This is a genomic window from Variovorax boronicumulans, from assembly GCF_009811375.1.
GTDB classification, from domain to species: Bacteria; Pseudomonadota; Gammaproteobacteria; order Burkholderiales; family Burkholderiaceae_C; genus Variovorax; species Variovorax boronicumulans.
In genome coordinates this window covers 124,558-136,705 of record NZ_BKDH01000003.1, presented here as the reverse complement: position 1 = coordinate 136,705, position 12,148 = coordinate 124,558, and the positions used below count along the sequence as shown (strand labels likewise).

General features: G+C 68.9%; 12 protein-coding genes and 1 pseudogene. 11 read left to right on the top strand and 2 right to left on the bottom strand.

Annotated features, from left to right (window positions below; translation table 11 throughout):
• Positions 1–212: 212 nt before the first annotated feature.
• Both hisC and VHAB30_RS23335 read left to right on the top strand, forming a co-directional pair.
• A pseudogene (hisC, locus tag VHAB30_RS23340) lies at positions 213–1,196 on the top strand (histidinol-phosphate transaminase); the annotation flags it as partial.
• A gap of 53 nt (positions 1,197–1,249) precedes the next feature.
• The gene (locus tag VHAB30_RS23335) at positions 1,250–2,218 is read left to right on the top strand and encodes a Bug family tripartite tricarboxylate transporter substrate binding protein (protein ID WP_159278750.1); all 969 of its coding nucleotides are present in this window, start codon (positions 1,250–1,252) and stop codon (positions 2,216–2,218) included.
• A gap of 3 nt (positions 2,219–2,221) precedes the next feature.
• Here the strand turns inward: VHAB30_RS23335 and VHAB30_RS23330 are convergent, their stop codons facing one another.
• Positions 2,222–2,962: an IclR family transcriptional regulator gene (locus tag VHAB30_RS23330; protein ID WP_070063727.1), complete on the bottom strand. Its 741-nt coding sequence runs from the start codon at positions 2,960–2,962 to the stop codon at positions 2,222–2,224.
• Between the two features lie 89 nt (positions 2,963–3,051).
• Between VHAB30_RS23330 and VHAB30_RS23325 the strand changes: the two genes are divergently transcribed.
• From VHAB30_RS23325 to VHAB30_RS23310, 4 genes are all read left to right on the top strand, one after another.
• The gene (locus tag VHAB30_RS23325) at positions 3,052–3,987 is read left to right on the top strand and encodes a hydroxymethylglutaryl-CoA lyase (RefSeq protein ID WP_159278749.1); all 936 of its coding nucleotides are present in this window, start codon (positions 3,052–3,054) and stop codon (positions 3,985–3,987) included.
• Complete coding sequence (locus VHAB30_RS23320) at positions 3,980–5,170, top strand: CaiB/BaiF CoA transferase family protein (RefSeq protein WP_159278748.1); 1,191 nt, start codon at positions 3,980–3,982, stop codon at positions 5,168–5,170. Before VHAB30_RS23325 ends, VHAB30_RS23320 begins: the two co-directional genes overlap by 8 nt.
• Positions 5,171–5,202: 32 nt before the next feature.
• Positions 5,203–6,129 carry a LysR family transcriptional regulator gene (locus VHAB30_RS23315; protein WP_062479733.1) on the top strand — a complete coding sequence of 309 codons (927 nt, stop codon included), beginning with the start codon at positions 5,203–5,205 and terminating at the stop codon, positions 6,127–6,129.
• 64 nt (positions 6,130–6,193) lie between these two features.
• Entirely contained in the window at positions 6,194–6,646 is a 453-nt protein-coding gene (locus tag VHAB30_RS23310; protein WP_056584391.1) for a DUF2214 family protein, read from the top strand.
• An 85-nt stretch (positions 6,647–6,731) separates the two neighbouring features.
• Here the strand turns inward: VHAB30_RS23310 and VHAB30_RS23305 are convergent, their stop codons facing one another.
• Positions 6,732–7,097: a hypothetical protein gene (locus tag VHAB30_RS23305; protein ID WP_139702177.1), complete on the bottom strand. Its 366-nt coding sequence runs from the start codon at positions 7,095–7,097 to the stop codon at positions 6,732–6,734.
• A 132-nt stretch (positions 7,098–7,229) separates the two neighbouring features.
• On the opposite strand from VHAB30_RS23305, the gene argS reads away from it, so the two are divergent.
• The 5 genes from argS to lptB all read left to right on the top strand — a co-directional run bounded on the left by argS (position 7,230) and on the right by lptB (position 12,131).
• The gene (gene argS / locus VHAB30_RS23300; RefSeq protein WP_159278747.1) at positions 7,230–8,915 is read left to right on the top strand and encodes an arginine--tRNA ligase; all 1,686 of its coding nucleotides are present in this window, start codon (positions 7,230–7,232) and stop codon (positions 8,913–8,915) included.
• A 14-nt stretch (positions 8,916–8,929) separates the two neighbouring features.
• Positions 8,930–9,697, top strand: coding sequence for an SPOR domain-containing protein (locus tag VHAB30_RS23295; protein WP_159278746.1), 768 nt, complete (start codon positions 8,930–8,932; stop codon positions 9,695–9,697).
• A 156-nt stretch (positions 9,698–9,853) separates the two neighbouring features.
• Positions 9,854–10,498 (top strand): thiol:disulfide interchange protein DsbA/DsbL, encoded by a 645-nt coding sequence (locus VHAB30_RS23290; protein WP_095743352.1) that lies wholly within the window; start codon positions 9,854–9,856, stop codon positions 10,496–10,498.
• A 122-nt stretch (positions 10,499–10,620) separates the two neighbouring features.
• A complete protein-coding gene (lptA, locus tag VHAB30_RS23285; RefSeq protein WP_159278745.1) occupies positions 10,621–11,340 on the top strand; it encodes a lipopolysaccharide transport periplasmic protein LptA in 720 nt (239 codons plus the stop codon).
• Entirely contained in the window at positions 11,337–12,131 is a 795-nt protein-coding gene (gene lptB, locus VHAB30_RS23280; RefSeq protein WP_070063734.1) for an LPS export ABC transporter ATP-binding protein, read from the top strand. Before lptA ends, lptB begins: the two co-directional genes overlap by 4 nt.
• The last annotated feature ends 17 nt before the right edge of the window (positions 12,132–12,148 follow it).

Genomic DNA, 12,148 nt, shown 5'->3' with positions numbered 1-12,148 from the left:
GGGCGGCGCAGCAGTGGGGCGCACTTGCCCCAGGTGAAGCCATGGGAGAACTGTATTCGATACTTTGCGGGCGAGTAAGAGCCGAAAGTGAGATTTATCTGTGACAAAAATGAAGGTAATCGACCCAGGCCCCAGCCTCGCTTCAAAGGGTAGGCCCTGAGGCCGGGCCGGTGGCAGCTGTATATATTTAACTTCTTAAATAATCAGTTCCCGCCGCAATGATCCTCCTGGCTTCCAACGAAAACCCGCTCGGCATGCCCGAGTCGGCCCGCCGCGCCGCCGCCGCTGCCCTCGAAGGCGCGGGCAACTACCCCGACAGCAACGGCACCGCGCTCAAGCAGGCGCTGGCCGCGCGGCTCGACGTGCCGCCCGAGTGGCTCACGCTGGGCAGCGGGTCGAGCGAAATCCTCGAGCTCGCGGCGCAGGTCAGCCTCAAGCCGGGCGAGAACGTCGTCTATTCGCAGTACGGCTTCATCGTCTATGCGGCGGCCACGGCGCACGCCCACGCACGCGCCACCGTCGTGCCCTCGCGCGACTTCGGCCACGACCTGGACGCGATGCGCGCCGCCATCGGCGACGACACGAAGCTGGTCTTCGTGGCCAACCCGAACAACCCGACCGGCACCTTCATCGATGCTGCGCCGCTGCGCGAGTTTCTGCAATCGGTGCCCGCGCACGTGACGGTGCTGCTCGACGAGGCCTACACCGAGTACCTGGCGCCCGCGCAGCGCTACGACAGCATCGAATGGGTGCGCCGCCTGCCCAACCTGATCGTGGCGCGCACCTTCTCCAAGGCCTTCGGCCTGGCGGGGATGCGCATCGGCTACGGCGTGTCGCAGCCGGCGCTCACGGCGCGCCTGAACGCGCACCGCCCGCGCTTCAACGTGACGACGCCGGCCCAGGCCGCGGCCGTGGCGGCGCTGGGCGACACCGACTTCCTGGCGCGCACCTACGAACTCAACACCGCCGGGCGCGAGCAGCTCGCCGCGGGCTTCGCCGCACTCGGCCTGCCGCACGTGCCGTCGTCGGGCAACTTCGTGATGGTGCAGGTCGGCGATGCGCCCGCCGTGCACGCGCGCCTGCTGGCCGCCGGCATCGAGGTCTCGCTGCTCGGCCCGTATGGCCTGCCGCAATGGCTGCGCGTGAGCGTCGGCCTGCCGGCGCAGAACGAGGCGCTGCTGGCCGCGCTGCGCTGACGGCTACACGCACAGAGCACACCGAAGAACAACCACCCCGAGGAGACCGCCCCATGCAACGCCGCCAGTTCGCAGCGCAGGCCGCTGCCGTCATCACCGCCACGGCCTTCGCGCCGATGGCGTTCGCGCAGGAGCGCACGGTGCGCATCCTGATCGGCTTTCCGCCGGGCGGGTCGGCCGACGTGGTCGCGCGAATCCTGGCCGACAAGATGCGCGTGTCGCTCGGACAGAACGTCATCGTCGACAACAAGCCCGGCGCGGCCGGTCGGCTGGCGCTGGCCGAGCTCAAGCGCTCGCCGCCGGACGGCAGCGTGCTCATCTTCTCGCCCAGCGGCGCGATGGTGATCCACCCGTGGCTGTATTCGAACCTCGGCTACGACACGGTGAAGGACTTCACGCCGATCTCGCTCGGCAGCACCTTCGACTTCGCGGTGACGGCCGGACCGGGCGCGCCGGCGGGCGACCTGAAGGCGGTGCTGGCCTGGATGAAGGCCAACCCGGGCAAGGCCAACTACGCGACCTCGGGCGCCGGCACGGTGCCGCACTTCGCGGGCCAGCTGCTGGCGCAGGCCTCGGGCGTGCCGATGACGCACGTCGCCTACCGCGGCGGCGCGCCGGCCGCGCAGGACCTCATCGGCGGACAGGTGCCGCTGATGGTCGACACCGCCTCGGAAACCATCGAGCACCACCGCGCGGGCAAGGTCCGCATCCTCGCGGTGACGGGCGAAAAGCGCAGCCGCGCGTTGCCCGACGTGCCGACGCTGAAGGAGGCCGGCATCAACGTGACGGCCGATGCTTTCTTCGGGTTGTACGGCCCGCCGGGCATGTCGCCCGAGTTGGTCGCGCGCATCGACAAGGCCGTGGCCGACGCGCTGCGCCTGCCCGACGTGCAGGAAAAGATCTACGCGCTGGGCCTCGTGCCGGCACATGCGGGGCCGGCGGAGCTGGCGAGCATCCAGGCGACGCATCTGAAGCGGTGGGAACTGCCGATCAAGAACTCGGGCTTCAAGGCTGAATCCTGATCCTCACACCTGCCCGCTGAGCGCCTTCGCCGCCGCGCGCACGGGCTCGATGTAGGCTGCGTCATAGCGGTGCGTCGGCATCGTCAGCGTGACCGCCGCGGCCAGGCCGCCATCCGCGTGGAACACCGGCGCCGAGATGCCCGCCAGTTCGGCCGTGCGGTCGCCCACCAGCGCGCAATAGCCTTGCGCGCGGATCGCGTCGTACAGCTTGCGCTCCTTCGCCCCGCGCGGCCGTTCGGCCTCGGGCCCGAAGGCGATCAGCACGCGCGCGCCCGCGCCCCGGTCGTTGGGCAGCAGATCGCCCGCGCGCACATGGTCGCGCACGACGTGCGAGGAATCGACGCGGAACTGGCACAGCCGCACCCAGCTGTCGCCCTGGTCCTGCCGCACGTGGTACGCCGCGCTCTCGCCGGTGGCGGCGGCGAGCGTGCGCAGCACCGGCAGCACGAGGCGGTCGAGCGACTGCGACGCGGCGTACAGCCCGTGCAGCCGCGCGATCTCCAGCCCCAGCGCATAGCGCCCGTCGTCCTGCCGGCGGATCAGCCGCGCATGTTCGAGCGAGGCCAGCAGGCGCAGCACCGTGCTCTTGTACAGCTGCGTGCGCTCGGCGAACTGCGCGAGCGACAGCGCCTCGTCGCCGGGCCGGAAGGCCGACAGCAGGCTCAGCGCGCGGTCGACCGCGGCGGCGCCGCCGGGGGCGGCGTTGAGGTCGGACACCGATTCGGTCTGGGCTTTGCGGGGCATGGCGTGGCTTGACAGTCGGCGGGCTTGCCGATTTAATTCTGTTTAACAGAATATAGTTCTGCAAGATAGAACAGTCAAGAAAGCACCCAATGACCTCCCCCGACGTTCTCATCAGCGAGGTCGGTCCGCGCGACGGCCTGCAGTCCGTGAAGGCCACCATGCCCACGGCCGACAAGCTGCGCTGGATCGACGCGCTGCATGCCGCCGGCCTGCGCGAGATCGAGGTCGCCTCGTTCGTGCCCGCGAAGCTGCTGCCGCAGATGGCCGACGCCGCCGAGGTGGTGCGCCACGCGGTCACGTTGCCCGGCCTCGTGGTGATGGCGCTGGTGCCCAACCGCAAGGGCGCGCAGGCCGCGCTCGAGGCGGGCGTGCACAAGCTCACGATGCCGGTGTCTGCCAGCGTGGCGCATTCGCTGGCCAACGTGCGCAAGACGCCGACCGAGATGGTCGAGGAGGTGCGCGCCATCGCCGAACTGCGCGGCGCCCTCGCGCCGCAGGTGAAGCTCGAAGCGGGCATCTCCACCGCCTTCGGCTGCACGCTGCAGGGGCTGGTGCCGGAAGACGACGTGATCCGCCTGGCCGTGCAGTGCGTCGAGGCCGGCGCGCAGGAGGTCGGCCTGTCGGACACCGTGGGTTATGCCAACCCTGCGCAGGTGCGCCGCCTCTTCAAACGGCTGCGCGCCGAACTCGGCGTGCACGCGGGCGCCGCTCACATGCACAACACGCGCGGCCTGGGCATCGCCAATTGCCTGGCCGCGTGGGACGAGGGCGTGCGCACCTTCGACGCCTCGCTCGGCGGCCTTGGCGGCTGCCCGTATGCGCCGGGCGCGTCGGGCAATGCGGTCACCGAAGACCTCGTCTTCATGTTCGAGGCCATGGGTGTGCGCACCGGCATCGACATCGACACACTCATCGCGGCGCGCGCGCCGCTCAAGGCCGGCCTGCCCGGCGAGCCGGTCTACGGCATGACGCCCGAAGCCGGCCTGCCCAAGGGCTTTGTCCAGGAAACCCTCTCTCATGTCTGAAGCCAATCCCTTGCCCTACGCGGGCGTGCGCGTCGTCGAATTCACCCACATGGTCATGGGCCCGACCTGCGGCCTGCTGCTGGCCGACCTGGGCGCCGAAGTCATCAAGGTCGAGCCCATCGAAGGCGACAACACGCGCCGCCTGCTGGGCTCGGGCGCGGGCTTCTTCCCGACCTTCAACCGCAACAAGAAGAGCATCGCGCTCGACCTGAAGAAGCCCGAAGGTGTGGAGGCCGCGCTGCGCCTCATCGCCACCGCCGACATCGTGAGCGAGAACTTCAAGCCCGGCACGATGAAGAAGCTGGGGCTCGACTACGACACGCTCGCCAAGCTCAACCCGCGCCTCATCTACGTGAGCCACAAGGGCTTTTTGCCCGGCCCGTACGACCACCGCACAGCGCTCGATGAGGTGGTGCAGATGATGGGCGGCCTGGCCTACATGACCGGCCGCGCGGGCGACCCGCTGCGTGCGGGCACCAGCGTGAACGACATCATGGGCGGCATGTTCGGCGCCATCGGCGCGATGGCCGCGCTGCGCCAGCGCGACATCACCGGCAAGGGCTGCGAGGTGCAGTCGGCGCTGTTCGAGAACAACGTGTTCCTGGTCGCGCAGCACATGATGCAGTTCGCCGCCACCGGCAAGGCCGCCGACCCGATGCCCAGCCGCATCTCGGCCTGGGCCGTGTACGACGTGTTCACGGTGAAGGACGGCGAGCAGATCTTTCTTGCGGCCGTGAGCGACAAGCAGTGGGCCATCTTCTGCAAGGCCTTCGGCCTCGAGGAGATGCTGGCCGACCCGCGCCTGAAGACCAACAACGACCGCGTGCGCGCACGCGAGTGGATGATGCCGATCCTGCGCTCGCACCTCGCCAACCACAGCGCGGCCGAACTCAGTGCGGTGTTCGAGCAGAACGAGCTGCCCTTCGCGCCCATCACCAAGCCGCAGGAGCTGTTCGACGACCCGCACCTCAACGCCACCGGCGGCCTCGCGCCCGTGCGCATGAACGACGGCCACATGGCCAAGGTGCCGCTTGCGCCGTTCACGCTCGGCGGCGAACGCCCGGGCATCCGCCTGCAGCCGCCGCACATCGGCGAGCACAGCGCGGCGCTGCTGAAGGAAGTGGGCTACAGCGACGGCGACATCTCCGCGCTGCGGGCGCAGGGCGTCACGGCCGGCGACTGATCTTCGGTGGCGGGCGATATAGTTCCCGCGCCATGGACCGCCTCAAGCAGCTCGAATCCTTTGTCTCGGTCGCGACCCGCGGCAGCCTCACCGCGGCGGCCAAGGCGGAAGGCGTGGCGCCCGCGATCATGGGCCGGCGCATCGACGCGCTCGAAGAGCGCCTGGGCGTCAAGCTGCTGGTGCGCACCACGCGCCGCATCGCGCTCACGCACGAAGGCAGCGCCTTTCTCGAAGACTGCCAGCGCCTCCTGACCGAGTTCGCGAACGCCGAGGCCAGCGTGAGCGCCGGCGGCGTGAAGGCCAGCGGCCACCTGCGCGTGACCGCGCCGGCCGGCTTCGGCCGCCGCCACGTCGCGCCGCTGGTGCCGCGCTTTCATGCGCTGCATCCCGAAGTGACGATCTCGCTGAACCTCAGCGACCGCGTGGTCGACGTCACGGGCGAGAGCTTCGACTGCGCCGTGCGCGTGGGCGACCTGCCCGACTCGTCGCTGGTGAGCGTGCGCCTGGCCGACAACCGCCGCCGCTGCGTCGCCACGCCCGAGTTCCTGCGCCGCCACGGCGCGCCCAAACACCCGGGCGAACTGTCGCGCTTTGCCTGCCTGACGCTGTCGAGCGACGCCTCGCAGACGCGCGGCTGGGCCTTTCGCATTACCAGCGAGGAGGGCGTGCAGGAACTCATTCACCTGCGCCCCAGCGGCCCGCTCGATTGTTCCGACGGCCAGGTGCTGCACGACTGGTGCCTGGCGGGCCATGGCATCGCCTGGCGCAGCACGTGGGAGGTCGAGGCCGAGATCGACGCCGGCCTGCTCGTGCCCCTGCTCGACGACTTTGCCGCACCGCCCAACGGCATCTATGCGGTGTTCACAGGCACCAAGCACCTGCCGCTGCGCGTGCGACTGTGGCTTGATTTCCTCAAAGCGCAGTACGGGCAGCCGGAATTCTGGGGCGGGCGGTCCTGAAATCGTGACCGGGCGGCACAATGCTTTTTGCATTTGCTTGCAACCCCGATGAAGAAAGTTTCCGATGACCCTCGAAGCCATCCTCGCCTACCTGCATCTGTTGGCCATCCTCACGATGGTCGTGTTCATCTCCAGTGAAGCCGCGCTGTGCCGCGTGCAATGGCTCAATGCCGCCGTGGTCGAGCGGCTGGCCAAGGTCGACATGGTCTACGGCATCGCCGCCATCGCAGTGCTGGCCACCGGCATCGCGCGCACCTGGTGGGGCGTGAAGGGCACGGCCTGGTACTGGACCAACCCGCTGCTGCACGTGAAGCTCACGCTGTTCATCATCGTGGGCGTGCTGTCGATCTTCCCGACGCTGACCTACTTCCGCTGGCGCAAGACGCTGCGCGCCACGGGCAAGTTGCCGGCGGAGGCCGACATCCTGAAGACGCGCAAGCTGGTGATGATCCAGGCGCACCTGATCGCACTGATCCCGCTGGTGGCGGTGTTCCTGGCGCGCGGCTTCGGCAAGTAATCAACACAAAAGACAAAAGAAAAGGCCCGCATGAGCGGGCCCTTCGGGAGTAACAAATGTCAGCGCCACACGGCGCCGCGCCGGATCAGGCCTTGGCCGCGTCGGCTTCGCACTTCTTCATGAAGCTGTTCTTGGCGGCACCGGCCAGGGCCTTGCCGTTCTTGTCGAGGGCCTTGGCGGCGCAGGCGGGTCCGGCGGCGGCCTTGTTGCACTTCTTCATGAAGCTGTTCTTGGCGGCGCCGGCCAGGGGCTTGCCGTTCTTGTCGATGGCCTTGGCATCGCAGCTGGCGCCACCGGCGGGTGCGGCCGCGGCGGCAGGGGCTGCCGCAGGTGCGGCGGCGGCGGCGGGGGCCACGACCGGGGCGGGTGCCTTGTCCTGCGCGTAGGCGCTGAACGACAGGCAGGCGCCGAGCGCGACGGTGGAGGCGACCAGGGAAAGGAGCTTCTTCATGGTGGATATGTCCTTGCAAGGTTGGGTTGTGACAGACGCCCCGCCTCGGGGCCGACCATCCTAACGGGCGACATCGCCCATCGGATGACGATCGTTAACTGGGTCCGGGTTTGCCCCCGGTAAAATTCACAGATGCTATTGGTCAAACAGGAGCTGCTCGCGGCGCTCGCGAACACGCTCGAAACCCTCTCTCCCGGCGCCGGCGCCAAAGCCGCGTTCGAGTCGCCCAAGGTGGCGGCGCACGGCGATTTCGCCAGCACCGCCGCCATGCAACTCGCCAAGCCGTTGGGGCGCAAGCCCCGTGAACTGGCCGAGGAACTGAGCGCTGCGCTGCTCGCCACCCCCGCTTTCGGCCAATGGGTCGAGGCGATCGAGATTGCCGGCCCCGGCTTCCTCAACATCCGCCTGAAGGCTGCCGCCAAGCAGCAGATCGTGCGCGAGGTGCTGGCCGCCGGTGAAAGCTTCGGCCAGCAGCCCGCCACCGGCGAAAAGGTGCTGGTCGAGTTCGTGTCGGCCAACCCGACCGGTCCGCTGCACGTCGGCCACGGCCGCCAGGCCGCGCTGGGCGACGCCATCTGCAACCTGCAGGCCTCGCAGGGCCAGAGCGTGTGGCGCGAGTTCTATTACAACGACGCCGGCGTGCAGATCCAGACGCTGGCCAACAGCACGCAGCTGCGCGCCAAGGGCTTCAAGCCCGGCGACGCCGAGTGGCCCAGCGGCGAAAAGGCCCCGGCCTACAACGGCGACTACATCGCCGACATCGCCGAGGACTTCAAGGCGAAGAAGACCGTCAAGTCGGACGACCGCGAGTACACCGCCAGCGGCGACATCGACGACCTGGACAGCATCCGTGAGTTCGCCGTGGCCTACCTGCGCCGCGAGCAGGACCTCGATCTGCAGGCCTTCCGCGTGCGCTTCGACAACTACTACCTCGAGTCCAGCCTCTACACCAGCGGCCGCGTCGAGGCGGCCGTGGCCAAGCTCGTGGCCGCCGGCAAGACCTACGAGCAGGACGGCGCGCTGTGGCTGAAGTCGACCGACTACGGCGACGACAAAGACCGCGTGATGAAGAAGCAGGACGGCACGTACACCTACTTCGTGCCCGACGTGGCGTACCACATCGCCAAGTGGGAGCGGGGCTTTCACAAGGTCGTGAACATCCAGGGCACCGACCACCACGGCACCATCGCGCGCGTGCGCGCCGGCCTGCAGGCCGCCGGCGAAGGCATTCCCGAGGGCTACCCCGACTACGTGCTGCACACCATGGTGCGCGTCATGAAGGGCGGCGAAGAGGTCAAGATCAGCAAGCGCGCCGGCAGCTACGTCACGCTGCGCGACCTGATCGAGTGGACCAGCACCGATGCCGTGCGCTTCTTCCTGCTCAGCCGCAAGCCCGACACCGAATACACCTTCGACGTCGACCTGGCGGTCACCAAGAACAACGACAACCCCGTGTACTACGTGCAGTACGCCCACGCGCGCATCTGCTCGGTGCTCGCGGCCTGGGGCGGCGACGCGGCCGCGCTCAAGGCGGTCGACCTGTCGCCGCTGGACAGTCCGGCGGCCCAGGCGCTGATGCTGCTGCTGGCCAAGTACCCGGCCATGCTGACGGCGGCGGCGAAGGATTTCGCCCCGCACGACGTGACTTTCTACCTGCGCGAACTCGCGGCCAGCTACCACAGCTACTACGATGCCGAGCGCATCCTGGTGGACGACGAGCCGGTCAAGCTGGCGCGTCTCGCACTCGTCGCAGCGGCCGCGCAGGTGCTGCACAATGGCCTCGCGATCCTCGGCGTCAGTGCGCCGAGCAAGATGTGAATCACCCTCTGAACATGAAGAAGACAAGCAGACAACGCGGCAACATCGTCATCGGGCTGATCATCGGCCTGGTGCTCGGTCTGGGCGTCGCCCTGGGCATCGCGGTCTACGTCACCAAGGTGCCGATCCCGTTCGTCAACAAGACGCAACGCGGCGGTGCCGAACAGGACGAAGCCGAAGCCCGCAAGAACCGCGACTGGGACCCGAACGCGCCGCTGGCCGGCAAGGCCGGCGCGCCCAAGCCGGCGGCCACGCCACCGGCCGCCACGGCCACCGGTCCGGTGAACCCGATCACCGGCGCCCCCGTCACCGCGGCACCGGGCACGGCGCCCACCACCGTCACCCCGCCGGTCACCGCCCCGGCCCCCGTGGTGGTGGCGCCCAAGCCGGCGCGCCCCGCGCCGGTGCCGGCCGAAGCCAACGCCCTGCCGCCGTCGAACGATCCGCTGGGCGACCTCGCCCGGGCCCGCGCAGGCGGCAGCACGACCACCGCGTCCGCCGCGCCGAGCCACACGGCCGCCGCGCCGTCGCCGTCGGGTGCCGACCCCTTCATGTACTTCGTGCAGGCCGGCGCCTTCCGCACCACCGACGACGCCGAGGCGCAGCGCGCCAAGCTGTCGCTCATGGGCGTCGAGGCCAAGGTCACCGAGCGCGAGCAGGCCGGTCGCACGGTTTACCGCGTGCGCGCCGGCCCGTTCAACAAGAAGGACGACGCCGACCGGCTCAAGGAACGGCTCGACGGCGGCGGTCTCGAATCGGCGCTGGTGCGCGTGCAGCGCTGACCCGTCAGCGCCTTTCTTGAACAGCCTTTAAGCTCTCGCCCGCGCGGCATTCGCCGCACTCGTTTGTCAATTCCAGCGCCTCGGTCGCGCCGTCCATGGGGAACTCCCGGCGGCGCGCCGGCTCTGTACTGCGGTACCCACAGGAGAACCTTTTCCATGAAACGTCGTGACTTTTCGCTGGCCGCCACTTCGATCGGGCTGCTTTCGCTGGCTGCCGTTCCGGCACACGCCCAGCGCGCCCCCAAGGCCGGCACCGATTTCCTCGTGCTCGACAAGCGCGTGCCCGTCGATGCACCGGCCGGCAAGGTCGAGGTGGTCGAGTTCTTCTCGTACAACTGCCCGCATTGCAACGACTTCGAGCCCTCGCTCGAAGCCTGGGTCAAGGCAGCCCCGAAGGAAGTGGCGTTCCGCCGCATCCCCGTGCCCTTCGTGGGCAACGACGTCGAAGCCAAGCAGCGCCTGTACTTCACGCTCGAAGCGATGGGCAAGCTCGACGAGTACCACCCGAAGGTGTTCGCCGCCATCCACGCGCAGCGCCAGAACCTGAACGGCGACGCCAACATCCAGGCCTGGGCCGAGCGTGCCGGCCTCGACGGCGCCAAGTTCAAGGAAACCTTTGCGTCCTTCGGCGTGGCCAGCAAGGCCCGCCGCGCAGCGCAGCAGACCGAGGCCTACAAGGTCGCCGGCGTGCCGGCCCTGGCCGTGGCGGGCCGCTGGTATGTGGACGGCGAAACCGCCGGCAGCATGTCCAAGGTGCTGCAGGTCGCGACCTTCCTCATCGGCGAAGCCAAGAAGGGCTGACCGACCCGACGACCTGGTTCTTCGGTCGAATGCAAGGCCCGCTTCGGCGGGCTTTTTCATTGGCGGCGGTGGGCAATTGCCATCCCACGCATACAATGTTTCAGAGCAAGTTTCGTGCCTTTATGACATTGCCCTCCATCCCCACATTCCCCACCCTTCGTCGCCTCGGCCGCCTGGCTTTCGGTGCGCTGTTGCTGGCCGGTGCCGCCTCGGGCGCCCTGGCCGAAACCGCCGACCGCACCAAGCCGATGAACATCGAGTCCGACTCGATGCGCTACGACGACCTGAAACAGACCAGCGTGTTCACCGGCAACGTGCTGGTCACGAAGGGCACGATCATCATCCGCGGCGCGCGGCTGGACGTGCGCCAGGACGCCGAGGGCTACCAGTACGGCGTGGTCACGGCGGCGCCCGGCAAGCTGGCCTATTACAAGCAGAAGCGCAACGCCGGCGACGAGTGGATCGAGGGCGAGTCGGAAGTCATCGAGTACGACAGCCGCGCCGACAACGTCAAGTTCATCCGCCGTGCCGTCATGCGCCGGCTGATCGGCGCCACGGCCAACGACGAGAGCAGCGGCGCGCTGATCGTCTACGACCAGAGCAACGACACCTACACCGTCAACGGCTCCCTCGTGCCGCCGAACGCCGGCGTCTCGGCGGGCGGCGGCGGCCGCGTGAAGGCCATCCTCACGCCGAAGGCCGCCGCGGCCCCGGCAGCGGGCGGTTCCGCACCGGCAGCCGGCGGCAAGAAGCCCGCGGCCCCGGCACCCACCCCCGCGCCCGGCGCCGGGCTGCGCCCGAGCACCACGCTGGGCGGCACCGAAGGGGAAGGGCGCAAGTGATCGAAACCGCAGGAACCCAGACCGCCGACGGCATTCCGGGCAGCCGCCTCGTGGCGCGCGGCCTCAAGAAGAGCTACGGCAGCCGCACGGTCGTGAAAGACGTCTCGCTCGACGTGCAAAAGGGCGAGGTCGTCGGACTGCTCGGCCCCAACGGCGCGGGCAAGACCACCTCGTTCTACATGATCGTCGGGCTGGTGCGCGCCGACGCCGGCGAGATCACCATCGACGGCGAGCCCATCGCCCACATGCCCATCCACCGCCGCGCGCGCATGGGCCTGAGCTACCTGCCGCAGGAGGCCTCGATCTTCCGCAAGCTCACGGTCGAGGAAAACGTGCGTGCCGTGCTCGAGCTGCAGCGCGAGCCCGACGCCAACGGCCGCATGATGCCGCTGACCAAGCAGCACACCGAAGAGCGCTTGGCCGACCTGCTGGCCGACCTGCGCGTGGACCACCTGCGCGATTCGCCCGCGCTCGCGCTGTCGGGCGGCGAGCGCCGCCGCGTTGAAATTGCACGCGCGCTGGCCACCCAGCCGCGCTTCATCCTGCTGGACGAGCCCTTCGCCGGCATCGACCCGATCGCCGTGATCGAGATCCAGCGGATCATCAGTTTCCTGAAAGAGCGCGGCATCGGCGTGCTCATCACCGACCACAACGTGCGTGAAACGCTGGGCATCTGCGATCACGCGTTCATCATCAGCGACGGGCACGTGCTGGCACAAGGCACACCCTCGGAGATCGTCGACAACGCCGAGGTACGCAGGGTGTACCTGGGCGAGCACTTCCGCATGTAAGGGAGGGTCGGGTCTCC